Genomic DNA, 26807 nt, shown 5'->3' on the forward strand with positions numbered 1-26807 from the left:
ACTGAATAAAAAAGGCTTGTCCCGGCATAATATACTCATTGGTCACAGGGAAAAAACCAGTAACTATATTAAACCAGTAAAATTTATGACATGGAGGGAACTATGATTAAATTTTATTACACCCCAATTCCCGATGGGAAAAAGATCGCTATCTTTCTCGAAGAGCTTGAACTGTCTTACAGTATACATCCTTTCAAGCTCAGCAGTGTCGACTACCCGCTGCAAACGCTGACGACATTATCGCCTGAAGAGAGAGGGCCAATTATTATTGATCCAAAACCGCATACGGGTGAGCCTCCGTTAACGCTTTATGGAGCAAGTACTATTTTGGTGTATCTGGCGGAAAAGAGCGGTCATCTGGCTTCTTTTGGGCTTCGCCATCGTTACGATGTGCTGCAGTGGTTATTTTGGCTGGAAAACAAATTGATGCCAACACTGGAGAATATGGAGTATTTCAGCCACCACTCTAAACGTATCATCCCCTCAACCATTGAGCTTTATCAAAATGAAACCATCGGGGTCTATCGGTCACTTAACCAAAGTCTGACCACGAATATGTATATTGCAGGCGATCGCTACAGTATTGCTGACATTGCTCTATACCCATTAGTTGACGATTATCAGAAGCAACGCATCGACTTACAGGACTACCCTGCCGTCAATAACTGGTACCAGCGAATAAGTAAACGACAGGCAGTTGTTATAGCCCGGCGGATAGACACCGAATGGCAATTAAAAAGCAAAATGGAGTAAAAACACAAAGTTGTGAGCGATCATAATATTTTATGTCAACTATCCGCTATGATAAGTAGATGCTAGACGGTTTTATTCCTTACGACTGCTTCAGGAGATCGCCCATGCATATACTTATTACTGGTGCTACCGGACTTATCGGTCGTCATTTGACCAAAAGCCTGTTATTGCAGTCCCACACCATTAGCGTGGTTAGCCGTAATATTGAAAAAGCCAGAGCACAGTTTGGTGACAGCGTCAGCTATCTCAATACTCTGGATAATCTGAAAAATCTTGATAATTTCGATGCGGTGATCAATCTGGCGGGAGAGCCTATTGCCGATAAGCGCTGGACAGCGGTACAGAAAAGGCGATTGTGTAATAGCCGCTGGCAATTAACCGCTCATCTCAGCAAGTTGTTCCTCGATAGTCACACACCTCCGGCGGTATTTATCTCCGGCTCTGCCGTTGGTTATTACGGCGATCAGGGGCAAAGCGTCGTTACTGAGGACGAGCCTCCGCATCCGGAATTTACTCATACTCTCTGCCAGCGTTGGGAGGAAGAAGCCCTGCTGGCAAAAAGCGATCGTACTCGCGTTTGCCTGCTGCGTACCGGAATTGTGTTATCGACCGAGGGCGGAGCTCTCAGCAAAATGTTGCCAATCTTTAAAATGGGTCTCGGAGGCCCATTAGGTTCCGGCTTACAGTATATGCCGTGGATTCACATTAACGATATGGTCAATGCCATCCAGTTTTTGCTAACCACACCGAAACTGGAAGGTCCATTTAATATGGTTTCTCCTTATCCGGTGCACAATGAACTATTTACCGACCTGTTAGCCTCCGCTATCGACAGGCCCCACTTCTTCCGCACTCCGGCCTTTGTTATTCGCTTGCTGATGGGAGAATCAGCAGTATTAGTACTTGGAGGTCAGCATGCGTTGCCAAAACGGCTGGAAGAAGCAGGATATCACTTTGAGTTTAACAACTTAGAAAAGGCGTTTGAGGATCTGTTTCCGAAGAGTTAATCACAGGAAAATGAATTTCGCTCATTTCCCTTGAGTTAGCCAACACCGATAAGCCTGTTCTGGTGCTTATCGGTGTTCAGACTCAGTATTTACTCGAGTATGCTACTCACCTCAGGCATGTTTAGCTCGACGCTCAGCAATAAAAGACACCAGGAATATTGCCCCAATCAAATCAAAGAACCCCATCGCAATAAACAGTGGATTAAAGCCTATCTTATCGGCGGTAACACCGATCAATAATGAGAACAGAAAGCTGGCGATCCAGGCAGCAGAACCTCGCATGCCATTCACTGTTGCCATCTGACCTTTATCAAAAGAGTCCACAACCAGCGCACTCAACATACAAGAGATAATCTGATGACCAAAACCACCGATAGAGATCAAGACAATAGCAATGTAGGGATCTTTCGTCACCGCAACCAGAGCCAGAGAGAGCATCATAAAGGCACCGGTAACCGAGCTGGCCACCACTGAGTTGGTACGTGAGCAGCCAAACCAGCGAGCATACAGTTTCGTCAGATAACCACTGGCAACACTGCCCAGATCCGCCGCTAAAAATGGCAGCCAGGCAAACATAGCAATCTGTTTTAAATCCATACCCCGTTCGTTAGCAAGATACAGAGGAACCCAGAAGCTTAGTACCGCCCAGGCGGGTTCAGCCATAAATGCCGGTATGGCAATACCGTAAAAACGTTTGTTTTTTGATACGGTTTTCAACGCAGTAAAGAATGGCAGTTTCACCGCGGGCGCTTCGTTATCCTGTTTGATGAATGCCAGCTCTTCTTTACTCAAATTCGGATGTTGTTCAGGGTTGTGATAGAACAACCACCAAAGAATAACCCACACCATCGCCAGAATACCGGTAAACATAAATGCACCCTGCCAGCCAAAAGAGGCATGTGCAAAATAGATAATCGGCGGAGCCAGCATTGCACCAATAGAGAAACCTACCCCCGCCCAACCGGCAGCAACCGGACGCTCCTTTTTAGGGAACCACTCTCCAATGGTTTTGGCGTTAGCCGGTGTGGCTGCCGCTTCAGCACCACCCATCATAAAACGTAAAATAGCCAATTGTAGCCAGCTTCCCGCTCCTGCATGCATCATACAAACAATTGACCAGACAATGGCACATACCAGAAAGCCCAGCTTCAGACCTATCACATCAATTAACCAACCGCATATTGGTTGAAAAACCGTATAAGCTAACTGAAACGCACCAACAATCCATGAATATTGCTCGGTGGTAATACCCAGACTATTTTTTAACTCCGGAGCCAAAATACCAAGTGAGTTACGGGTAATGTAGTTAACGGTGACGCCCATCAAAAACAGTACCAATACCCACCAGCGCAGGTTACGGATGGTTCGCGTGGCCTTCACTGCGGTCACATCCTGATTTATTTCAGAACTCATTTTGATCTTCTCCTTGCCGCGATAATAATCAGCGTTGGTATGACATCCCTCTGGCTGTCACTCTCTTTAACCATCTGATTAATTGTTTTTTTATTTAAATTTTTTGCGTAGAGAAGCTAAAAGCTATTCGACAAATCGAGCCTAAATGAGTTATAAATCGGCCAATAGTAGATTCGTTGCAATAATTTTCATCAGCCTGAAATAATTGAATAAACATTTAGTTAAACGGCTTTAAAAATGATGAACACTCAAAGATGAAAAAATTTTCATTTGCAAAATGGGCATAGATCACAGAATGAGTAAAAAGCTAAAAATAAGCGAAATTGCTGCCCAAACCGGGCTGTCTATCAGCACGGTTTCAAGGGTATTAGCAGGGAAAGCCAACACCAGTGAAACGGCAAAACAACGAATTCTGGCCTGCGCACAACAGAATGGTGTATTGCAAGGAATGGCGGCAGGACGTTTATTGCTTAACAATCTGATGATATTTGCCCCTCAACGTGCCTTTGACGAGCGTCTGGATGTATTCTATTACCGCGTCATTCAGGGCATCAGCAAAGCGCTAAATTCCCATGAAGTACGATTACGCTATTGCGCATTGGAAGAATTGGATAGTGATACCAACCTGTTTCTGACAAAAATGAATGAGCCCGATACTGAAGCAGTATTCTTGCTTGGTATTGATGATCCCCATATTCATGATTTGGCAGTGGACTTGGGTAAGCCATGCGTTCTGATAAACTGCCGCGACCGTAAGATGCGCCTGCCGGGCGTATCCCCTGATAATCAGCTTATTGGTGAATATGCCGCAAGTTACCTTTTCGAACTGGGACATAAAGAGGTAGTTAACTTACTGTGCCTGCGACGCCACACTATGGAGCTTCGTCTTGCAGGCATCCGTGATGCCTGGGAAGCGCATAATCTTCCTTTTGATGACGATCGGCATCTGATCACCGCACAAAGCTTTAGTGCAAAAGAAAGTGAACAGCTTATCTGTGATTATCTGGCTACCACCCCACGGGATAAATTACCCAGTGCGTTACTGGTAGGTGGAGATTTTATGGCTGCGGGTGCCGTCAGCGCGCTGCAAAAAGCGGGACTGCGGGTTCCTAATGATATTTCGGTAATGAGTATTGACGGCTTCAATCTGGCGGCAATTCATGATGTACCGTTAACATCTGTTCACGTGCCGCGCGATCAACTTGGTGAAGAGGCTGTACATATTCTTCAACAGCGCTTGATTCGACCACAGGCTCCCATCGGAAACTTATTACTAAACGGTACTCTGGTAATCCGAGAGTCGGTACGCCGTATTCGCCCGAACAAAAGCCATACGGCAGTGCGTAATGATGGGTTGTATGATGAGTAAGATTTTAGTTGTTTCAGAATCAATGGTTATGAATTAACCCTATATCCTGAAATCAGAAAAATCTTTCATGGATAGCCTTATGGCTTACTGCCCTGCCAACGTTCAAACAGGTCTTGTTCTAACTGAATATCCAGCTGGTCCAACACCCGGTTTACCGTTTGATCAACAATATCCTGCACGCTTTGAGGCCGGTGATAAAACGCCGGAGCCGGAGGCATAATCACTGCCCCCAATTCTGCCGCCTGCGTCATTAATCGCAAATGTCCCAGATGCAATGGCGTTTCCCGCACACATAACACCAGTGGCTTACGTTCTTTCAGCGTCACATCCGCTGCACGGCTTAATAAATCATCAGTGTAACTGTTTACAATGGCCGACAGAGTTTTCATCGAGCATGGCAGAATCACCATACCATGGCAACGAAACGAACCGGAAGAAACCGAAGCCGCAATATCCCGCACATCATGAACCACTGAAGCCAATGAGGTGACATCACGCAGGCTATAATCTGTTTCCATCGCCAACGTTTGACGGGCAGCATTACTGACAATCAAATGGGTTTCCACATCAGCACAACTTTGCAAAACCTGTAACAGGCGAACACCATAGATCGCACCACTGGCGCCAGAAATACCGACAATCAAACGTTTCATAAGAAAACTCTTCGCATTCGCTGAATCATGACAGGACTTTGCCGTAATCAGGACACTTTATCAATCAGAATCCTATTGGGTAATAACGCTTATGAATAAAAAATGCCGCACTGATAATTTCAGCACGGCATTTTCGACGCTCAATCACTACTAGCTACCAATCTACCCTTCGTTATACAACTCCAGGTTTTCGGCATTATGATGGTCGACGTCAGCCTTAGCATCATCATTACGCAAGGTGTCCAGATAATCGAGGTAGTTTTGGTCGATATCCCGCGTGACATAAATACCATCGAATACTGAGCTCTCAAATTTCTCAATATCATGATTATCTTCACGTACTGCCTCAACCAAATCGTCCAGATTCTGGAAAATCAACGCATCCGCACCAATGATTTGATTAATTTCTGCCACTTCCCGACCGTGGGCGATTAACTCATTGGCGGTTGGCATATCAATACCGTAAACGTTAGGAAAACGTACTTCAGGCGCCGCCGATGCCAGATAAACCTTTTTAGCGCCAGCTTCGCGAGCCATTTCCACGATCTGTTCTGAGGTGGTACCGCGCACAATGGAATCATCCACCAGCAACACATTCTTATCGCGGAACTCAGCGCGATTAGCGTTAAGTTTACGGCGAACCGACTGTTTACGTGCCTGTTGGCCCGGCATAATAAACGTCCGGCCCACGTAACGATTTTTCACAAAACCCTGACGGTAAGGTTTGTCGAGAATACGGGCAATTTCCAGCGCGATATCACAAGAGGTTTCCGGAATCGGAATCACGACATCGATATCCAAATCGTCCCACTCGCGGGCAATTTTCTCACCCAGCTTTTTACCCATACGAACACGAGCGCTGTATACGGAAATCTTGTCGATAAACGAGTCCGGGCGGGCAAAATAAACATATTCAAACAGGCAAGGATGGCTCTGCGGATTATCGGCACACTGTTGAGTAAACATTTGCCCCTGTTCCGACACGTAGATAGCTTCTCCCGGCTCTACATCACGCAGGAACTCAAAGCCCAGGGTATCCAACGCCACGCTCTCAGAAGCGACCATATACTCGATACGGCCGTCTGCCAGTTTACGTTTGCCAATCACTAATGGTCGAATACCATTAGGATCGCGAAACGCCAGCATGCCGTGACCAATAATCATTGCTACACAGGCATAAGCACCGCGAATCAATTTATGAGTATTGCGAACCGAGGTGAAAATATCTTCAGGCGTTAACGGATAGTGGCGGAAGTTATCCAGCTCGCTGGCCAGAATATTCAACAAAACTTCAGAGTCGGAGGTGGTGTTAATGTGGCGACGCGCCACTTCAAACATCTTATGCTTCAACTCATGGGCATTGGTCAAATTACCATTGTGCGCCAGAGAGATACCATAAGGAGAGTTCACGTAAAACGGTTGAGCTTCGGAAGCACTGGAGCCACCAGCGGTAGGATAACGAACATGTCCAATCCCCATATTCCCCTGCAGGCGATGCATATGCCGCATCTCAAACACGTCTTTTACCAGACCGTTGGCTTTTCTTAAGCGAAAATTGTTATTTTCATCAATAGTAACAATACCCGCTGCATCCTGCCCACGGTGCTGAAGCACCGTGAGCGCATCATAGATGGATTGGTTGACTGGTGTAAAACCAACAATACCGACAATACCGCACATGCTGTCTTTTCCTCATCAGTATCACCCCACGTCCACCCTGACGAAAATGTCTATTGCGTAACGTGAGGCAAGAAACTCGACGAACTTTGCAAGTAGTCAAAGAACCACTTGATAATATGACTAAATTGCGGGATCAACTGGGACTGTACCCAGTCTGTACTTTGAGAAAACGATGTAAATGAATCAAGGAAAAACAGTAACGCCGCCACAATTAGCACACCTCTTAAGGCACCAAAGCAGATGCCCAAAACGCGGTCCGTGCCGGAAAGTCCGGTATGTTTAACCAGGGAACCTATTACATAGTTAACAATAGCACCCACAATCAATGTCGCAATAAATAGCGCGGCAATAGCAATTCCATTACGTACCAACTCATCCTGAAACTGCGTAAAATAAACTGTCAGGTAAGGGTAAAATTGGCTGGCTACAAAAAATGCCGCTACCCAGGTTACCAATGACAACGCTTCACGAACGAATCCCCGAATCAGGCTAACCAGCACTGAAAAAACAATGATGCCGATAATGGCATAGTCAACCCAGTTCAACATATGTACATCCATGTATTCATAATGTGGTACTTCATAAAATCAGCCTATGTAAATGCTACGCCGTCTGATTTGCAGCGCATTCTAACAGAAAAAGAAAACGTTTGCGTATCGTTTTTCCACTTAAGCAAACGTTATCGTCCGGTACTATATGCTTTAACTTGTCCACTAAGACCCGTCAGTCGATGTAAATCTGATAGTGATGCTTCAAGCTTCTGTTTTGAAGGATCAGGGCCAACCACTAAACGGGTAATCTGCCCCTGAACCGGCGTTGCCGGGATCGTATACACTCGGTAACCTGACAAACGCAAGGTAGCAACTAACTCATTCACCTTATCGGCATTTTTGAATGCGCCAAGTTGCACAATATAAGCCTGACCTACTGGCGGTTTCTCTACCGGCTTAGTAGCTGGCTCGGTCGGTTTAACCGTTGGTTTAACTTCCGGTTTAGGATCTGCCGGCTTCACCGTCGGTTTTGACTCCGGCTTAGGCTCTGGTTTTGGTTCAGGTTTAGGCTCGGGTTTAACTTCTGGCTTTTGAGTTGGCGGTACCACTTCCGGAGGTAACGTTGCCCCACCATTATCTGTCGCTAGCGGTGGAGGCGTGATGGCACTCGGTTCAGAACCGTTCGCCGTATCCGGTGCAGTAGCACCCGTATTAACCGGAGGTAGATTATGATTTACCGAAGGCAGAATCTCTGTGTTTTGATCGTCTCCCTCTTTAGGTACCAGAGGAATCGATGCAAACTCATCTTCATAATGTTTTTTCTTACCATCGAACAGGCTGGGAATAACAATGACCCCAATGGCGACAATAATTACTGCCCCCACCAGCCGGTTCTGAAATTGACTAGCCATCCTGCTCTCCTGTGTATGACTCCAGCGCTTCCATCACGTGTGCGACCGTATGGAAGGAACCACAGACAATAATGGTGTCCTGACTACCGGCATCCTGCAGCGCCTGATTCCAGGCCTGTTTAACATCAGGGAAGATACGTGGTTGCGGTAAATACTGAGCCAGCTGTTCAGCTGTGGCACCTCGAGGCCCTTCCAGGGGAGCGCAGTACCATATATCCACCTGGGGCTTCAGTAATGCTAAAGTGCCTTCGATATCTTTATCTGACAGCATACCGACTACTGCGTATACCTTTCCACCCTGCTCAGGCAATGCCGCCAAACGCTCGGCTAAATAGCTTGCAGCATGAGGGTTATGGGCCACATCAAGAATTCTTAACGGTGACTGACCAATAGTCTGAAAACGACCCGGTAATGCTGCTTGTTTTAGCCCCTGATAAATTGCATCATCTCCCAGACTCAGCGAGGAGTAATGCAGAGCTGCCATCGCTGTAGCCGCATTCGCTAATGGTACATTTGGTAATGGTAATGAAGTAAGTTGTTCCCCACTTACCTGCCAGCTCCAGCTGTCTCCCGCAGGGCTTACATCAAATGACCACTCATAGCCACGACGATAGAGAGGTGCATTAAGCTGATGAGCCACATCAGCAATGCTCTGTGGCATCTCAGGTTCGCCCACTACAGCCGGATGTTCTGAGCGGAAAATACCCGCTTTTTCACGACCAATACTTTCGCGATCGAAACCCAGCCAGTCAGTATGATCCAGGGCAATACTGGTAACAACAGCTACGTCGGCATCAACAATATTTGTTGCATCAAGACGACCGCCCAGCCCAACCTCCAGAATAACTACATCCAGTTTGGCTTGCTTAAATAGCTGAAATGCTGAAAGCGTGCCAAACTCAAAATAGGTCAGCGAGGTTTCTCCCCTTCCCTGTTCAATCAGGGAAAAAGCCTGCGTATGGTCGCTTTCTGCCAGTTCCTGTCCCTGAATTCTTACCCGTTCGGTATAACGAATCAAATGGGGAGAACTGTATACGCCAACGCGATAGCCCTCCGCCATCAAAATCATTTCCAGTGTTCGGCAGGTAGTCCCTTTGCCGTTAGTTCCGGCAACAGTAAACACATAGGGAGCAGGTTTAAGCAGGTCAAGGCGCTCGGCTACGGAACGAACCCGTTCCAAACCTAATTCGATAGCCTTGCTATGCAGGTGTTCGAGATAATAAAGCCACGAGGCAAGAGGCGACGTGGCTTGTGGTGTTTCCAGATCTTTCATGATTCCCGTTCACTTAGCTACGGTGTTATTTTGCACAAACCGGCCAAAAGGCCGGATTGTACAATTATCATTAGTAAATCGCCGGTTACTCTTCCGCGTCTTTCGCAGGCTCTGAAGGTTCGACCTGAGTTTCAGCCTCATGAGGCAAAGGCTGACCAGTCATCTTGGCCAGCAGGCTGGCTAAACGCTGACGCATTTCAGGACGGCGGACAATCATATCAATTGCCCCTTTCTCAATCAGGAACTCACTGCGCTGGAAGCCCGGTGGTAACTTTTCACGTACGGTTTGTTCAATAACCCGCGGACCGGCAAAACCGATCAATGCTTTTGGCTCTGCCACGTTGATATCGCCCAGCATTGCCAGACTGGCAGAAACACCGCCCATGGTTGGGTCAGTTAATACTGAAATATAAGGCAAACCACGCTCTTGCATTTTAGCTAATGCTGCACTGGTTTTAGCCATTTGCATCAGGGAGAACAACGCTTCCTGCATACGGGCACCGCCGCTGGCAGAAAAACAAATCAGTGGGCAATTATCTTCCAGCGCCTGCTCAACACCGCGAACAAAACGGGCACCAACCACTGACGCCATTGACCCCCCCATAAAAGAGAATTCAAACGATGCAACCACGACCGGCATTCCGTACAGGGTGCCTTTCATTACTACCAGCGCATCTTTTTCATCAGTCTCTTTCTGTGCTGCAGACAGACGATCTTTATATTTTTTAGAGTCTTTAAACTTCAGCAGGTCTTTAGGTTCAAGCTCACTACCCAGCTCTACTTCGCTGCCTTTATCCAGGAAGCTGTGCAAACGAACCCGGGCACTCATACGCATATGATGATCGCACTTAGGACAAACGTCCAGATTGCGATCCAGTTCAGCACGGTAAAGCACCTGACCACAGCTGTCACACTTGGTCCAAACCCCTTCAGGGATACTAGCTTTGCGCGTTGGAGCGCTGCTCTTACTTAAAATTCTTTCAATCCAGCTCATTGATGACCTTTCTGTTTAAACCTAGCGTACTGCTGGTCTGTTATTCAGACGGATATCTTCCCGTGATAATGACAGTCATTGTCTGACACAGGTATATGACACAAATAATCGCCCATTAAACCATAACGCTCCGATAGAGTGGACTAAAAACTTACCGGAACCCTTTATTCTGTATAGCGAAAATCATAACCACATGAATTATTAGGTATTTTTATTTTTTGCTGCCGCGCGACGATGACGAATAACTTCAATCACACCCGGCATGACGGAAATAATAATAATCGCTACTATCAATAACTTTAAGTTATCTTGCACAATCTTTAAATCGCCAAAAATATATCCTGCATAGGTGAACAGCACAACCCAGACCACTGCCCCAATCACGTTATAAGTAGCAAAATGACGATAACTCATATGTCCCATACCGGCAACAAATGGGGCAAATGTCCTTACTATCGGCACAAATCGAGCCAGGATAATGGTTTTTCCACCATGACGCTCATAGAACTCGTGGGTTTTCACCAGATAGCTTCTGCGAAATATTTTAGAGTCAGGGTTTCTAAATAGTTGTTCACCAAACAGTTTACCAATCGTGTAGTTTACCGCATCACCTAAAATAGCTGCGGTAATCATCAATGCCACCATGGCATGAACATTAATATCATTTCCCGGCAACGCCGATAACGCACCAGCGACAAATAGCAGCGAATCTCCTGGCAAGAACGGTGTTACCACTAAACCGGTTTCGCAAAACAGAATCAAAAACAGGATGCCGTACACCCACATACCGTAATTTTCAAAAATCTGTGCTAAATGCACATCGATATGGAGAATGAAATCAATTAAATAAGTAATGTAATCCATAGCAGGTGTTAATCATCCACAAAGGTTGTTATCTAAAAAAAGCGGGCCTAAGGGTAAGTCAGGTAACTCAAAGCGTTCCGGGTAATCCACGGCCACTAAATACAGACCTTCCGCTTTTGCTGTTGCAGCGGCCAACGTACGGTCTTTGGCTGCCAATAGTTCGGCTATCCAGTGTTCATCCTGATTGCCACAACCCACTTCCAACAGGCTGCCAACAATATTTCTCACCATATGATGCACAAACGCATTGGCCTTTATATCTACCACTACATAGGCCCCCTGTCGCGTGACATTTAAATGATTTACATTTCGCCACGGCGTACGTGACTGGCACTGTACTGCCCGAAAGGAAGTAAAGTCATTTTCCCCTAACAGATACTGGCCGGCACGATGCATACGCGTTTCGTCCAGCGGTAAATGAAAGTGGGTAACACCACTGCTTAAAATGGCGGGACGAAAACGATGGTTATAAATAATATAGCGGTAACGTCGCGCCGTTGCACTGAAACGGGCATGAAAATCCTCATCAACCCGTTTAACCCAACGTACAGCAATATTCTTTGGCAAATTGGCATTCACGCCCATGGTCCAGGCCACATCCTGCCGTTGAACGTCAGTTTCAAAATGGACAACCTGCCCGGTAGCATGTACGCCGGCATCAGTACGACCAGCACAAAAAACGGATATTGGCTGGTTAGCCACTTGAGTTAATGCCTGTTCCAAATGCCCCTGCACGCTGGCAACTTCCTGTTGACGCTGCCAGCCGTAATAGGCACTGCCATCATACTCAATGCCTAATGCAACCTTGGTTTTTCCCGCCTCTGACATCAGTAAAAATACTCCTGAGTCAGGCTCTCCGCCGTTTTAACCATCATTAATGCGCCGCCAAAACGGATATTGTCAGCCACTGACCAGAACTGAATCTGTTCAGGAATGCCATAGTCATTACGTAAACAGCCAACGCTTAAATGAGGATTGCCGGTTGCATCACCAACCTGAGTGGGATAATCATCACTCTCGCTCAGTTGAATATCTTCAGCATTAGAGAGCTCATCGTAAGCTTCTTCAGCCGACAATGGGCGTAACCCTTCCATATGTACTACTTGTGCATTGCCGTAGAATACCGAGGACTGAATACAAGAAATGGAAATCGCCAGCCCGTCATCTTGCAGTACTTTACGGGTTTCATCCACCATACGACGTTCTTCTCTGACGCTTCCCTCTGAATCGGGTAACAATGGCAGCAGGTTAAACGCCAACTGCTTGTTAAAGAACCCCTCTTCTACCGGCAAGCCGTTTAGCAGACGCGCACTTTGACCAGCCAGATCGTCAACGGCTACTTTACCGTGTGCAGACGCAGATAACATCGCTGTCACTTGAAGTCGGGAAAGTCCTGCAGCTTCAGAAAGTGGCTTAATTGCTGTCAATAACTGACTGGTTAAACTATCGGCTACGGCAACAATATTACGATTACGGTATTCCGCCAGCGCATGATTATTTACGCCCGGCACCACCAAAGGCACCTCCGGCTCAAGAGAAAATACGCCGCTGTTATCAATGACCAGACATCCACTGTTTGCTGCTTCATCGGCATAGCGAACTGCCGCTTCCGTTCCGGCAACAAAAAAAGCCAGTTGGGCCTGCGACCAGTCAAATTCAGCAGCATTCTGTACCACGATACTTTTACCATTAAAACGTAGCGTTTCACCGGCGGTACGTTCACTGGCTAAAAGATACAGTTCTCCTACGGGGAAATTGCGCTCCTGTAACAGTTCTAGTAAAGCTTCACCTACTGCTCCTGTCGCCCCAAGTACCGCAACTTGCCAACCATCAGTCATGCTGAACTCTCCAAATCGTCACATGTATTGCACATCACAGCAGGTTCTGTCTTCTTGTGGGAAAACAGAACCTGCTGTGGAATCATTTTAAATCGGGTGTTATCGATATCTGACGCTAAAACCAAGCTGCTGAAGCTGAGTGGCTGTATCAACATTATCACACTCAACGGTCAGAGAAGACCACTCTCTGCGTTCGACATACTCTTTACGTAAACGGTCAAACTCACCGCGTTGGCCTGCCACTTTTCTTAATGGCGCGTCATCACGGCGCACATCATACACCAGATGCACTAATCGTTTTAGCCTGTGTTCGTCTAATTCACCATTAAAAGTAATATGGTTAAACTCAGCCTGAGGTAACAATGAAGAGAGCTCGATACTTTTCGGCTGCCCCATATATTCACTCAACGCATGATAGATCTGAGTAGTGCCACGCGCCTTACCCTCCAGCGAGTAACCGGCTATATGAGGCGTACCAATATCTACCCGCGCCAGCAATGGTAACAATAAATCTGGTTCAGGTTCCCAAACATCAAGAATGGTACTCAACTGCTTACCTTTTTCTAACGCTCGCAATAAAGCAATATTGTCGACTACCGCACCACGGCTGGCATTAATTAAAATACGCCCCGGAACCATAGCTGCCAGTACTGACTCATCCACCATATGGAAGGTCTTGTCCTCACCATCTTTATGCAGAGGGGTGTGGAAAGTCAAAATATCAGCCTGTTGCACCAGCGTTTCCAGCGGTAAAAACTCCGTACTTTTTTCTTTACGAGCACGTGGTGGATCGCATAACAGTGTTCGGATACCTAACGCTTTCAAACGGTTATTTAATCGTGAGCCAACGTTACCAACGCCAACAATACCGACGGTTTTATCTCTGAGTTGAAAACCATCACGTTCAGCCAGCATCAACAAGGAAGAGAAAACGTATTCAACAACAGCAATCGCATTGCACCCCGGCGCTCCCGAAAAGCCAATACCATGTTGCTTAAGCCAGATATCATCAACATGGTCAGTGCCTGCTGTTGCTGTACCCACAAAGCGAATCTGGGAACCACTGAGCAGCTCACCATTAACTTTGGTAACCGAACGCACCATTAGCACATCGGCATCCGCTAAGCGCTCCGTGTTTAACTGCCGTCCGGCAACTAAACTTACCTCTCCCAACTGCCCGAAAAGTTCGCGGGCATAAGGCATATTTTCATCAGCCAAAATTTTCACGTTATTTTTCTCTTATCTGCTCAGCATGAGCAGAACTCGTTGGTGTGGATTAAAAGCTCTTCATAATAAAACATGGCAACATCCCCTGCGAATCACTATTATTAGCTGCTTTTCCGGTTATGGGTATCCCTGATATCACTATATTTGCCATATTGTCAGTCAGACAATCCAGAACAATGTAATGAAGAATACCCTGAATGTATATGCTATTTCCCCGATTACAGGGAGATCAGACAGAAACAGTTGATGGAGTGATTATGAAACGTGCGGTGGTTGTTTTTAGTGGTGGTCAGGATTCTACAACCTGCCTGATTCAGGCACTAACACAGTATGATGAAGTTCATTGCGTCACTTTCGATTACGGGCAACGTCATCAGGCTGAAATTGATGTTGCCAGAACGCTGGCTAAACAGCTCGGCGCTACTGCTCATAAAGTACTTGATGTGGGTTTATTAAACCAGTTGGCAATCAGCAGTTTAACCCGCGATAATATTCCCGTTCCCACCGGTGTGGATGATGGTGTTCCTAATACTTTTGTACCCGGCAGAAATATCCTGTTTCTGACGCTGGCAGCCATCTATGCCTATCAGATCAAAGCACAAATCGTGATCACCGGCGTATGTGAAACCGATTTCTCCGGCTACCCTGATTGTCGTGATGAGTTTGTAAAAGCACTGAATCATGCGGTTGCGTTAGGCATGGACTATCCGGTGAACTTTGAAACCCCGCTGATGTGGCTGGATAAGGCAGAAACCTGGGCGTTGGCCGATTATTACGGCAAACTGGAGCTAATCCGCCACCAAACCCTGACCTGCTACAACGGTATCCAGGGAGATGGCTGTGGTGAATGCCCGGCCTGCCATTTACGTGCAAATGGCTTAAAAACTTATCAGGATAATCGCCAGCAGGTCATGACGCAGTTGAAAAGCAAATTGATGTTAAGTTAAGTTTTTTGATAAACACCACGCCATTCTGGCGTGGTGTCACTATGTTACTTCATCGACATTTATCAGAACTCAGAGCTTCAGACGCGTTAAGTTACGCTCAATGGTTGCAGCACCAATACCGGGTACTTCCTGAAGTTGTTCAATGCTGGCAAAAGGCCCATGCTGCTCCCGATAGTTCACAATACTCTGCGCTTTTTTCAACCCTATCCCTAACATCACTTCTGCCAGTTGCTCTGCTGTTGCCTGATTAATACTGACCTGGGCATTATCTGATGCTTTCTTCCCTTTACCGGGCGTTACTGCCTCCGGTATTGGTGCTGTTACTACCGATGCCGGAGGCGTGCTCTCTTTCACCGGTGCTTTATCGGCAAAGACCGAACCGCTAAGTGGTAGCAACAACACACCGAGAAACAGGCAGTGGCGTAAAGTCAGAACTGATTCTTTCATATGCATATCCTTTGGTTATTAAACTGTGCCTTATGGTCACAGCCATAACAGATTGCCTGCCTCTGAGATTCTGTTAAATTCGGGGTTTTCAGATATGCAAAAGGCCGCGTGCGCGGCCTTTGATTATGATGAAACGTTACATATAAATGTGATGCATGCCGCACCAATTACTGAATGTTAGCTAAATCACCCATTTTGATTTTTGCCTGTTGGCGCAGGTTACTGATCAATGCATCCAGTACCACACCGCTATCCTGATTGGCCATCTGAGCGCTAAATGCTTTTAACGATGCAGCATCCATTTGACCCGGGTGAACCGCATCCAGAGCAACTAAAACGACATTATCATTCTTATCGCTGGATACGCCGTAGGATGGTTTACCCTCTTTTGGCAACGGTAGCGCAAATACGCTCTCAGCCAGTTGGGCATCATCAGACATACGGGTAATCACTTTCTTATCACCAAATTTCACTTTGGCAGCCTGAAGTGCTTCATCACCTTTATCAGTTTTCAGTGCAGCTACCAGTTGTTCTGCTTGCTCACGCGCCATTTTGATGACGTTCTGACGTTTCAGCAACTCGGTAATATCGGCGGAGACTTCTTCAAACGGCTGTACGGCTTCCGGGCGATGTTCAACAATACGCAGAACAAATGCGCGATCCCCTTCTACTGTGATTAAGTCGGAGTTAGGGCCAGGAGCACCTTTCACACCAAACAGATCGCCATTGAAAATCGCCTGAACCACTTCAGGATAAGCCAGCTCTTTCGGCATGTTGTCGCGAGACAACCAGCCGCTTTCTACCGCTTTCAAACCCGATGCTTTTTCTGCCGCATCCAAAGACAGATTATTGCTGGCTGCGCCATCCATTATCTTGGTCTGAATATCTTCAAACTTGTTATAAGATTTATCCTGTAACAGGTTTTTAGTAATTTCAGCTTTCACTTCTTCCAGAGGTTTCTCTTTTGCAGCCTGAATATCGTTCAGACGAACAATCAGATACCCCATATCAGAGTGAATAACATCCGACAGTTGACCTTTTTCGGTTAATTTTGCTTTAGCAATATCATCAGGCACGGCAGCTGCCGCTAACCAGCCTAATTCACCGCCTTTAGCTCCGGAATCTTTTTCCAGTGATTTCTCTTTTGCTAATGCAGCAAAATCACCACCGTTTTTCAGCTGAGCTAATATATCTTTAGCATCACTCTCTTTTGACAGCACAATGATGCTGTAGCTGGAACGAGGAGCCTGAATATATAACGGCTTGTTCTTGGCATAGAAATCGGCAACTTCCTGATCGCTGACTTTGATATCGTCCGTCAGTTTCGCTGCATCCACTTCGATATATTTAACCCTTGCCATTTCTGGTGCGGTAAAGCGGCTCTTATTCTGGTCGTAGAATGCTTTAACTTGCTCCGCAGTCGGCGCCACTTCAGGTTTAGCTTCCAGCGCTTTCATATCGATGCTGGCAACACGAACATCACGCTGTTGTTGAATCAATGCCACAACAGATTCAGTTTCAGCCGGCAGAGCGAAATTAGTCCCCGCAAACGCCGCTAACAGTTGTTGACTCAACAATTGCTTACGTGTCATTTCTGCATACTGCTCAGGGGCAATCTGGAAACGGTTTAATAAGTCACGGTACTTGCTGTTATCAAACTTACCGTCAGTCGCAAACTCAGGAGATGACTGAATAGACATTTTAACCTGATCGTCACCAATCGCCATGCCAATTTTAGCGGCATATTGGTCAAGTAACAGGTCATTAATCATGCGGTTAAGTACTTGCTGACGCATTTGCTTCACGTATGCTTCATTACCTGCCAGCTGAGAGAACTGTTCACCAAGCTGTTGCTGTAAACGAGCACGTTCATTCATGACTGACTGCTCAAACCGGGCGCGATCAATTTCTTGTCCGTTTACTTCGGCAACGTAAGAATTTGAACCGCCAACCAGGTAACTACCCACGCCGGTCAAAACAAACGATAGCATAATCAAAGCAAGGATAACTTTAAGCACGACACTATTCGAGGCCGCGCGTAGATTGTCCATCATAGGGTGACAACTCTCCGCTGTAATAGGGCTAAACCATGAAACATAGATAGGGTTGACCGCCATCTGACGATTTACCAACGGGTCTATATGTTTACTGCCAGAATTAAAGCTTATCTGACAGATGGCTATAAGTTTATATTAACCTTCAAAAAAAGGCGTAAAAAAAGCGCATCATTTGATGCGCCTACATTCTATCAGTTCATTGCCTTAAGGTAATACCTTACATAGCAAAAACCCAAAAAATCTTAGTTAACGGCGTCTTTCAGCGCTTTACCTGCGCGGAATGCCGGAACTTTTGCTGCTGCAATTTTGATTTCTTTGCCAGTTTGTGGGTTACGGCCAGTACGGGCAGCACGCTCACGAACAACAAATGAACCAAAACCAACCAGAGAAACTTGATCGCCATTTTTCAGAGCGTCAGTTACTGCATCAATGATTGCGTCTAATGAGCGGCCAGCTGCAGCCTTAGAAATATCTGCTCCCGCAGCAATTCGGTCGATCAGTTGTGATTTGTTCACTATAAAATCCCCTTTACGATAAATTGTCGTCCCTGATCATCGATAGGGATACGACGCCACTGCTGTTATATCAAGCAAAACAAGCGATAGCAAGTCAGCCTGCGCACTAATTTAACGGTACATAAAAAAAGTGGCAAGAGAGAAATCCCTTGCCAGCCCTAGTTTTATCAAGAATATTTGCTCTACATCACTTTTTTGATGCTTTTACCGCCGCTGATGACTTCTTTACAGCTACTGGCGCAGCGCCAAACGGTGGATTTTGTAGTGCAAGCGTCAGCACTTCTTCGATGCGTTCTACCGGATGAATGTCCAGATCGGCAATCACGTTTTCCGGAATATCTTCCAGGTCGCGCTTATTTTCTGCCGGGATCAGTACAGTCTTAATTCCACCACGATGAGCAGCCAGTAACTTCTCTTTCAGTCCACCGATTGGCAGAACCTGACCACGCAATGTAATCTCACCGGTCATAGCAACATCTGCACGCACCGGGTTCCCTGTTAAACAAGAAACCAACGCGGTACACATGGCGGTACCGGCGCTTGGGCCATCTTTTGGCGTCGCACCTTCCGGCACGTGAACGTGGATATCACGTTTCTCGTAGAAATCACCGTTAATACCCAGTTTCTCGGCGCGGGCACGTACTACAGTAAGCGCAGCCTGAATAGACTCTTGCATAACTTCACCTAATGAACCGGTGTAAGTCAGCTTACCTTTACCTGGTACACAGGCGGTTTCAATCGTCAGTAAGTCACCACCTACTTCAGTCCATGCCAGCCCGGTTACCTGACCTACACGGTTTTCATTATCCGCACGGCCATAGTCAAAGCGCTGAACCCCCAGAAACTCTTTCAGGTTGTCCGCATTCACCGTAATGTGTTTCACGCTCTTATTCATCAGCAAGGTTTTAACGGCCTTACGACAAACTTTAGAAATTTCACGTTCTAAACTACGAACGCCAGCTTCACGGGTATAATAGCGAATCATAGAAACAATCGCTGAGTCATCTAACGTTAACTCACCTTTCTTCAGCGCATTACGCTCAAGCTGCTTCGGTAACAGGTGCTGTTTAGCGATATTTAACTTTTCATCTTCGGTATAGCCCGACAGACGAATCACTTCCATACGGTCCAACAGTGGCGCAGGAATGTTCATCGAGTTAGATGTCGCCACAAACATAACGTCGGACAGATCATAATCCACTTCCAGATAGTGATCGTTAAACGCCACGTTTTGCTCCGGATCCAAAACCTCTAACAGAGCTGAAGCCGGGTCACCGCGCATGTCGGAAGACATTTTGTCAATCTCATCCAACAGGAACAGCGGGTTTTTCACCCCAACCTTGGCCATTTTCTGAATCAGTTTGCCCGGCATTGAACCAATATAGGTACGACGGTGGCCACGAATCTCAGCCTCATCACGCACGCCACCCAGTGCCATGCGCACATATTTACGTCCGGTCGCGTTAGCGATGGACTGGCCGAGAGAGGTTTTACCCACGCCCGGAGGCCCAACTAAGCAAAGGATTGGCCCTTTAATTTTGCTGACCCGACTCTGAACCGCTAAATATTCAAGAATCCGGTCTTTCACCCGGTCAAGACCATAGTGATCGGTATCCAGAATCTCTTGCGCTTTGTTCAGGTCTTTTTTCACTTTGCTACGGGAATTCCATGGAACCTGAAGCATCCACTCGATATAACCGCGTACCACCGTGGCCTCAGCGGACATCGGAGACATCATCTTCAGCTTCTGCAATTCAGCTTCGGTTTTCTCCCGCGCATCTTTCGGCATTTTCGCTGCTTCGATTTTGCGCTTAAGGGTTTCTATCTCATCTGGCGCATCGTCCATTTCGCCCAGCTCTTTCTGGATGGCTTTCATTTGCTCATTCAGATAGTACTCACGCTGGCTTTTTTCCATCTGTTTTTTAACGCGATTACGGATACGTTTCTCAACCTGCAACAGGTCGATTTCAGACTCCATCATCGCCATCAGAAATTCCAGACGTTCGCCGACGTCCACCATTTCCAGCACGGTTTGCTTGTCACTCAGCTTCAGTGACATGTGCGCGGCAATGGTATCCGCCAGACGAGCAGGATCTTCGATTCCATTCAGGGAAGTAAGGACTTCCGGTGGAATCTTTTTATTTAACTTAATATAACCATCAAACTGATTGATAGCAGTGCGGATAAGTACTTCCTGCTCCTGCTCATCAATACTGGCACTCGGCATATATTCTGCCTGTGCAGAGAAATGCTCGCCGTTATCGGCCAGCATGGTAATACGAGCACGCTGTAAACCCTCGACCAGTACTTTTACCGTACCGTCAGGCAGTTTCAGCATTTGTAAAATAGAGGCAACGGTTCCCACCGAAAACAGATCGTTAACACCAGGATCATCCATAGTGGCATCTTTCTGCGCGACCATCAGAACCTTTTTATCCTGATCCATCGCCGCCTCAAGGCAACGAATAGACTTCTCCCTTCCAACAAACAGTGGAATAACCATGTGTGGATAAACCACTACGTCTCTTAAGGGCAGCGCAGGGATTTCAATGCGTTCGGAACGCTCAGCATTCATAGAGCTCTCTCTTTGTTCGTTTTCCGCCAACTGAATACATTAACGGAAATGGGGGGATACGTTATTAACGTAGTACATGAAAGAGTATATGGGGACTATTCAATTACATTCAACGGTAGATAAAGATAAAAAAACAGGAGGATATTATCCCCCTGCTTTTTTCACTGCTTACAACGCCATTTTCAGCCCTATTTTATTGAAAACTGACAATGGTTTTATCGATTACTCACCTGACGCCTGAGCTTCCGCCTGGCTGTAGATCAGGAGTGGATCGGTATTATTTTCAATAACCGAAGCATCAATCACTACTTTATCAACGTTTTCCATGGAAGGAATGTCGTACATGGTGTTAAGCAATGCCGCTTCCACAATTGAACGCAGGCCACGAGCACCCGTTTTGCGTGACATCGCTTTTTTAGCGATGGCTTCCAGCGCTTCATCACGGAACTCCAGCTCAACGTTTTCAAGGTGGAATAACGCCTGATACTGCTTGGTTAACGCATTTTTAGGCTCTTTCAGAATCTGAATCAGCGCCTGCTCATCCAGTTCACCCAGCGTAGCCACTACCGGCAGACGACCGATAAACTCAGGGATCAAACCGTACTTGATCAAATCACCCGGTTCAACCTGCTTAAACAGCTCGCCTTCAGTTGCTTTGTCGGATGCTTTTTTCACCGTTGCACCAAAGCCGATACCGGTACCGGTTTCAATACGCATGCCGATAACTTTATCCAGCCCGGCAAACGCACCACCACAGATAAACAGAATCTTAGAGGTATCTACCTGTAAGAACTCTTGCTGTGGATGTTTACGTCCACCCTGTGGAGGAACAGCAGCAATGGTACCTTCAATCAGTTTCAACAGCGCTTGCTGTACGCCTTCACCGGAAACATCACGGGTAATAGACGGGTTGTCTGATTTGCGGGAAATCTTATCGATTTCATCGATATAAACGATACCACGCTGAGCCTTCTCAACATCGTAATCACATTTTTGCAGCAGCTTTTGAATGATGTTTTCAACATCTTCACCCACATAGCCAGCTTCCGTTAATGTGGTTGCATCCGCCATGGTAAATGGCACATCCAGAAAACGTGCCAGCGTTTCCGCCAGTAATGTCTTGCCGCTACCCGTTGGGCCGATCAGCAAAATATTACTTTTACCTAATTCAACATCGTGACTGCTATCACTATTACGTAAACGCTTATAGTGATTATAAACCGCAACCGCCAGAACCTTTTTAGCCTGCTCTTGCCCAATCACATAATCGTCAAGATGCTGACGGATTTCATGTGGTGTAGGCAGTGCATTGCGCTCTCTGTGTGGGATTAATTCTTTAATCTCTTCGCGAATAATATCGTTACATAAGTCGACACATTCATCGCAGATATACACTGACGGACCAGCGATTAACTTGCGAACTTCGTGCTGGCTTTTACCACAGAAGGTGCAGTACAGCAGCTTTCCTGAACCGTCTTTGCCCTTATCTGTCATCAGTAAACCTCATAAATTTAAACTTTCTTTGTGCATCCTGCTTCACTTTCCCTGACGCATACCCATATTCGGCAGCTACTGCCGCCTACCTGTTTATATTAAGTGTAGGCGCTAAACAGACTCAATGTCAGGGATAATGATTATACCCTTGAGGTAACGATCTCATCGATCAAACCGTATTCCAACGCTTCCTGAGCGGACAGGAATCTGTCGCGATCGGTATCACGTTCGATATCTTCAAGTGGCTTTCCGCTATGATGGGACATCAGCTGATTCATTTTAGCTTTGATCTTCAGGATCTCTTCCGCATGAATCTGAATGTCTGAAGCCTGCCCTCTGTAGCCACCTAATGGTTGGTGGATCATGACGCGAGCATTTGGTAAACATAAACGTTTGCCTGCCGCACCCGCCGTTAACAGGAATGCACCCATTGAACAAGCCTGACCCAAACACATGGTACTAACATCCGGCTTAATAAACTGCATGGTGTCATAAATAGACATACCAGAAGTAATTACGCCACCCGGTGAGTTGATATACATGAAAATATCTTTTTCCGGGTTTTCAGCTTCCAGAAACAGTAACTGAGCCACAATTAGATTAGCCATATGGTCTTCAATCTGACCATTAAGGAAAACGATACGTTCCTTTAACAGACGAGAAAAAATATCGTAAGAACGCTCCCCGCGGGAAGTCTGTTCAACCACCATTGGTACTAACGCCATGTGAGGTGCCATAGGCTGTTCCATATCTGATGAAAAATTATCTAACTTGCCACTGTAGGACATTGGGGTCTCCTGATAGAAAAATGGCCCGGAAACAGAGCCTCCGAGCCATATTTGCAGAAGAATAGCGACTAAGTCAACTTTCTGTCTGCTCTCAAAGCATTATCATGCAGCTGGAGTCTGGTTCATTAGCTCGCTGAATGACATGGCCTTTTCAGTTACTTTAGCATTAGCCAGCAGTGTTTCTACTGCTTCTTCTTCCAAAGCAACATTGCGCATGTTGTTCATCAGTTCACTGTTCTTATTATAGAACTCAATTACTTCTTGTGGATCTTCATACGCAGAAGCCATTTCTTCAATCAGTGCATTAACGCGAGTCTGGTCAGCTTTTAGTTCATTCTTACGAATCACTTCGCCTAACAGTAAACCCACTACAACGCGACGTTTAGCTTGCTCTTCGAACAGTTCGCGAGGTAATTCCATCGCTTGCTGTTGGTTGCCACCAAAACGTTGTGCTGCTTGTTGACGCAGTACGTCGATTTCACCATCAACCAGTGAAGCAGGAACATCTACATCATTGGTTTTGATCAGACCGTCGATAACCTGAGTCTTAACGCGGTTACGGATAGCGCCTTTCAGCTCGCGTTCCATATTTTTACGAACTTCCGCTTTTAAGCCATCCAGAGTACCGTCAGCAACGCCAAAGCGAGAAATAAACTCCGGAGTGAATTCTGGCAGCTCACGCTCTTCTACTTTCTTCAGAACGATAGCGAACTTAGCCGCTTTGCCTTTCAGGTTTTCTGCATGGTAGTCATCAGGGAAGTTAACGTCGATAGTAAACTCTTCGCCTTTCTTATGACCCACAATGCCTTCTTCAAAGCCTGGGATCATGCGACCCTGGCCCATGGCCAGTACGAAATCAGCGGCTTTACCACCTTCGAACTCTTCACCGTCAATAGAACCGGTGAAATCTACCGTTACGCGATCTTCAGCTTTAGCCTGGTCATCAGTCTCTTTCCAGATTGCTTGCTGCTTGCGTAAAGTATCCAGCATGGTCTCAACGTCAGCTTCGCCCACGTTAACCACTGGTTTTTCAACTTCAATGGTATTTAAGTCTTTCAGTTCTACTTCCGGATACACTTCAAACTCTACAGAGTAGTTGAAGTCTTCACCCAGCTTGTATTCGCCCGGTACATATTTCGGTGCGCCAGCCGGATTGATTTTTTCTTTGATGATGGCATCAATGAAATGACGCTGCATCAATTCACCCAGCACGTCCTGGCGCGCAGAAGCACCATAACGCTGAGCGATAATATTCATTGGTACTTTTCCTTTACGGAAGCCGTCGATACGTACTTTCTTGGCAATATCTACCAGCTCTTTTTTTACTGCTTCTTCAATCACGTCAGCCGCAACAGCGATTGATAGACGGCGCCCTAGGCCTTGAGTTGTTTCAACGGAAACTTGCATCTTGTTACCTCAAAAAATCACAGTGCTCGGTCAACTCCAGAAGCGATTTTCAATATTGCACCAGGCAAATTTGAAAACGTTTCTTAAGACCGGGACGGCCGCGCTTACGGTACCCTATCCCTTATTGTCGGAAGCATCCCGAATAAAGTCCGGAAAATTAGACGCAGCATTATAGCCGCGCATTGATGATGAGTCGAGAAAAGAGAGGGAGTTAGTACCAGATAAATCGTGATTCAGTTCCCGAAACGTTACCCAACCGATGGTTATTGCCCTGTTTTATGGATATCAGGCTCCATTTCCATTCTGATTCACCGCTATGAAAAACGGCTACCGCCATGACACTCAGGTGAGTCTGGTACGGAATCCTGCTGTTTCTGCCATTCGTCAGGCGTATAGGTATGCAAAGCCAGTGCATGAATTGGCTGTTGCATCTCCTGAGCCAGCAACTGATAAATCACACGATGGCGAGCAATCAGACGCTGCCCGACAAAGCTGTCAGAGACAATCACAACTTTAAAATGGCTTTCTGAACCCGCCGGTACATTATGTTGATAACTTTCATTGACCACTTCAATAAACAGCGGCTTCAGCACGGCTAACTTTTGTTTAATAACGTCTTGTATCATCAGGTTATCCAACTTATCTCTTGTCGATTTATTGCTGTTTTTGAGTTTTGTCTTTTTATCATCAATGCAATTAAAGTACATCATTAGCAATCTTGCCTGTCATACGCTGTACTTTCTCTGATTTTATCCTGTAACAGGAAAAGCCAGCATAATGCTCTTTTCCTCAACCGTTGCAACTATAGGGTTTACTTGCCAGTCTACCGTTAGCTCAACGTTGTTTGTCGAGTCGGAGCCGTTATCATCAGACTGTAGCGGCTCCCAATTACGCAAATAACATGTCGCCACACCACTATCATCAATATGGGTAATCTGTATAAAAAATACCTGCCTGGAAACATGATGGCCTTGATGAACGGCATAACCCAACAAGGTTCTGCATTGGCCAGAGCTAAAAATAGACCACTGACCATCTTTAACTGTCATATCACGATTTAAACTAATACTTTCAATTGCATAAACATGACCACTTTCACTTTCCACCACATTATCAAGATCTAAAACATACTTTCCTGTGTTGTTACCATCAAGATAGAGCACATAACAACAACTGTTCAATACCCGCTCGGGAGAACAAAGGGTACGTAAATTTGTTGGCAACGCCAGTCTGGCTTCTAAAATAGCGCCACTGTTTAATTGGTAGCTTAGCTTTTCCGGAATTGAGGCAGGCACTAATTCGGGTAGTAACCATATTCCTCTGAATTCACGTAACATAACCTTTGTACCCAGCGTTAAAGATTCAAGCAATAAAGGCATTGATTTGGGGGAATTAACCAGTTGCAAATAACGTTTAGTTAATTCCGGCGCATCAAAAAAATATAAACATCTATCCGATTCACTATAAATGACCCAACGTTGATTTTTGCGGGCGTCCATCATTGCGATACGATACTGACCTTCAGCCAAATCTACCCACTCAGAAGAAATATCCTGAATTAATGCCCCATCACGCAGCAGATAAGTGAAGTACTCAGGCCCACCCATAGCAATTTCACCCCAGGATACTAGTCTGTCATCCTCGACTATTCTGTTTTGACTGACCATGTCCGGATTGAAATCAGAGACTAAACGCCGGGTCGTATGGTTTAGTGATAACGCTTCCTTTATTTCAGGCAGCGCATAGAGCTTTTGCAGTAATAACGATGTACCCACTGCCGCAATCAGAGAAAGAATTATGCCAACAAAAGAAAAGCAAAAGAGGATGCCACATAATGCTACGATAAATGGTAGCCAGTTTAAGTATCGATAACGTTTCGCCACCATTTTACTCATCCATTTAGACATAATTACTCATCCGTTTATTCTGACGCTATATGTCAACATATGGCTTACTGACGTCTGGACAAACTACCAGACCACCTCAGTACCCTATTTACTCCGAGAATCAATAAAAACACATTAACCTGCGCGATATTATCATTTCCCCTCTTCCTCATCACCAGAGCAATGATATGATAGGCATCGGTCTTATTTGTACCACG

The 26807-nt window shown here is 46.1% G+C and carries 24 protein-coding genes; 4 read left to right on the top strand and 20 right to left on the bottom strand.

Annotated elements, in window-relative coordinates; genetic code table 11:
• Nucleotides 1-102: 102 nt before the first annotated feature.
• A complete protein-coding gene (locus tag I2494_RS16845; RefSeq protein ID WP_218468029.1) occupies nucleotides 103-753 on the top strand; it encodes a glutathione binding-like protein in 651 nt (216 codons plus the stop codon).
• A gap of 104 nt (nucleotides 754-857) precedes the next feature.
• Nucleotides 858-1760, top strand: a complete 903-nt coding sequence (locus I2494_RS16850; RefSeq protein ID WP_218468028.1) for a TIGR01777 family oxidoreductase — start codon at nucleotides 858-860, stop codon at nucleotides 1758-1760.
• A gap of 111 nt (nucleotides 1761-1871) precedes the next feature.
• Here the strand turns inward: I2494_RS16850 and I2494_RS16855 are convergent, their stop codons facing one another.
• Nucleotides 1872-3173 (bottom strand): MFS transporter, encoded by a 1302-nt coding sequence (locus I2494_RS16855; protein ID WP_218468027.1) that lies wholly within the window; start codon nucleotides 3171-3173, stop codon nucleotides 1872-1874.
• Nucleotides 3174-3468: 295 nt separating this feature from the next.
• Between I2494_RS16855 and I2494_RS16860 the strand changes: the two genes are divergently transcribed.
• Entirely contained in the window at nucleotides 3469-4542 is a 1074-nt protein-coding gene (locus I2494_RS16860; protein ID WP_218468026.1) for a LacI family DNA-binding transcriptional regulator, read from the top strand.
• 77 nt (nucleotides 4543-4619) lie between these two features.
• On the opposite strand, the gene I2494_RS16865 is transcribed toward I2494_RS16860, so the two are convergent.
• The 10 genes from I2494_RS16865 to pdxB all read right to left on the bottom strand — a co-directional run bounded on the left by I2494_RS16865 (nucleotide 4620) and on the right by pdxB (nucleotide 14473).
• Entirely contained in the window at nucleotides 4620-5195 is a 576-nt protein-coding gene (locus I2494_RS16865) for a UbiX family flavin prenyltransferase (RefSeq protein ID WP_218468025.1), read from the bottom strand.
• A gap of 162 nt (nucleotides 5196-5357) precedes the next feature.
• A complete protein-coding gene (purF, locus tag I2494_RS16870) occupies nucleotides 5358-6875 on the bottom strand; it encodes an amidophosphoribosyltransferase (RefSeq protein ID WP_218468024.1) in 1518 nt (505 codons plus the stop codon).
• 50 nt (nucleotides 6876-6925) lie between these two features.
• Nucleotides 6926-7420, bottom strand: a complete 495-nt coding sequence (gene cvpA, locus I2494_RS16875) for a colicin V production protein (protein WP_130593616.1) — start codon at nucleotides 7418-7420, stop codon at nucleotides 6926-6928.
• A gap of 134 nt (nucleotides 7421-7554) precedes the next feature.
• Nucleotides 7555-8277: a cell division protein DedD gene (gene dedD / locus I2494_RS16880; protein WP_218468023.1), complete on the bottom strand. Its 723-nt coding sequence runs from the start codon at nucleotides 8275-8277 to the stop codon at nucleotides 7555-7557.
• Nucleotides 8270-9550, bottom strand: a complete 1281-nt coding sequence (gene folC / locus I2494_RS16885; RefSeq protein ID WP_218468022.1) for a bifunctional tetrahydrofolate synthase/dihydrofolate synthase — start codon at nucleotides 9548-9550, stop codon at nucleotides 8270-8272. The genes dedD and folC overlap by 8 nt, the downstream gene beginning before the upstream one ends.
• Nucleotides 9551-9635: 85 nt before the next feature.
• Nucleotides 9636-10544 carry an acetyl-CoA carboxylase, carboxyltransferase subunit beta gene (gene accD / locus I2494_RS16890; protein ID WP_218468021.1) on the bottom strand — a complete coding sequence of 303 codons (909 nt, stop codon included), beginning with the start codon at nucleotides 10542-10544 and terminating at the stop codon, nucleotides 9636-9638.
• 201 nt (nucleotides 10545-10745) lie between these two features.
• Entirely contained in the window at nucleotides 10746-11408 is a 663-nt protein-coding gene (locus tag I2494_RS16895; protein ID WP_218468020.1) for a DedA family protein, read from the bottom strand.
• Between the two features lie 12 nt (nucleotides 11409-11420).
• Nucleotides 11421-12236 (bottom strand): tRNA pseudouridine(38-40) synthase TruA, encoded by an 816-nt coding sequence (gene truA, locus I2494_RS16900; RefSeq protein WP_130591002.1) that lies wholly within the window; start codon nucleotides 12234-12236, stop codon nucleotides 11421-11423.
• Complete coding sequence (locus tag I2494_RS16905) at nucleotides 12236-13246, bottom strand: aspartate-semialdehyde dehydrogenase (protein WP_218468019.1); 1011 nt, start codon at nucleotides 13244-13246, stop codon at nucleotides 12236-12238. Before I2494_RS16905 ends, truA begins: the two co-directional genes overlap by 1 nt.
• 99 nt (nucleotides 13247-13345) lie before the next feature.
• Complete coding sequence (pdxB, locus tag I2494_RS16910) at nucleotides 13346-14473, bottom strand: 4-phosphoerythronate dehydrogenase PdxB (RefSeq protein ID WP_218468018.1); 1128 nt, start codon at nucleotides 14471-14473, stop codon at nucleotides 13346-13348.
• A 257-nt stretch (nucleotides 14474-14730) separates the two neighbouring features.
• Between pdxB and queC the strand changes: the two genes are divergently transcribed.
• Entirely contained in the window at nucleotides 14731-15420 is a 690-nt protein-coding gene (gene queC / locus I2494_RS16915; protein ID WP_218468017.1) for a 7-cyano-7-deazaguanine synthase QueC, read from the top strand.
• 69 nt (nucleotides 15421-15489) lie between these two features.
• On the opposite strand, the gene I2494_RS16920 is transcribed toward queC, so the two are convergent.
• The 9 genes from I2494_RS16920 to I2494_RS16960 all read right to left on the bottom strand — a co-directional run bounded on the left by I2494_RS16920 (nucleotide 15490) and on the right by I2494_RS16960 (nucleotide 26610).
• On the bottom strand, nucleotides 15490-15867 hold the full coding sequence (locus I2494_RS16920) for a ComEA family DNA-binding protein (protein WP_218468016.1): 378 nt from the start codon (nucleotides 15865-15867) through the stop codon (nucleotides 15490-15492).
• A 167-nt stretch (nucleotides 15868-16034) separates the two neighbouring features.
• Nucleotides 16035-17921, bottom strand: coding sequence for a peptidylprolyl isomerase (gene ppiD, locus I2494_RS16925; protein ID WP_218468015.1), 1887 nt, complete (start codon nucleotides 17919-17921; stop codon nucleotides 16035-16037).
• A 245-nt stretch (nucleotides 17922-18166) separates the two neighbouring features.
• Nucleotides 18167-18439: a nucleoid-associated protein HU-beta gene (gene hupB / locus I2494_RS16930; protein WP_218468014.1), complete on the bottom strand. Its 273-nt coding sequence runs from the start codon at nucleotides 18437-18439 to the stop codon at nucleotides 18167-18169.
• Between the two features lie 187 nt (nucleotides 18440-18626).
• A complete protein-coding gene (lon, locus tag I2494_RS16935) occupies nucleotides 18627-21014 on the bottom strand; it encodes an endopeptidase La (protein WP_218468013.1) in 2388 nt (795 codons plus the stop codon).
• 222 nt (nucleotides 21015-21236) lie between these two features.
• On the bottom strand, nucleotides 21237-22508 hold the full coding sequence (gene clpX, locus I2494_RS16940) for an ATP-dependent protease ATP-binding subunit ClpX (protein WP_218468012.1): 1272 nt from the start codon (nucleotides 22506-22508) through the stop codon (nucleotides 21237-21239).
• A 140-nt stretch (nucleotides 22509-22648) separates the two neighbouring features.
• A complete protein-coding gene (clpP, locus tag I2494_RS16945) occupies nucleotides 22649-23296 on the bottom strand; it encodes an ATP-dependent Clp endopeptidase proteolytic subunit ClpP (protein ID WP_130591009.1) in 648 nt (215 codons plus the stop codon).
• 102 nt (nucleotides 23297-23398) lie between these two features.
• Nucleotides 23399-24703: a trigger factor gene (gene tig, locus I2494_RS16950; protein ID WP_218468011.1), complete on the bottom strand. Its 1305-nt coding sequence runs from the start codon at nucleotides 24701-24703 to the stop codon at nucleotides 23399-23401.
• Nucleotides 24704-25017: 314 nt separating this feature from the next.
• Nucleotides 25018-25329 (bottom strand): transcriptional regulator BolA, encoded by a 312-nt coding sequence (gene bolA, locus I2494_RS16955; RefSeq protein ID WP_218468092.1) that lies wholly within the window; start codon nucleotides 25327-25329, stop codon nucleotides 25018-25020.
• A gap of 123 nt (nucleotides 25330-25452) precedes the next feature.
• Nucleotides 25453-26610: a hypothetical protein gene (locus I2494_RS16960; protein ID WP_218468010.1), complete on the bottom strand. Its 1158-nt coding sequence runs from the start codon at nucleotides 26608-26610 to the stop codon at nucleotides 25453-25455.
• Nucleotides 26611-26807 lie beyond the last annotated feature (197 nt).

The sequence above is a fragment of the Limnobaculum allomyrinae genome (genome assembly GCF_016649425.1).
In the GTDB taxonomy this organism is placed as follows: Bacteria; Pseudomonadota; Gammaproteobacteria; order Enterobacterales; family Enterobacteriaceae; genus Limnobaculum; species Limnobaculum allomyrinae.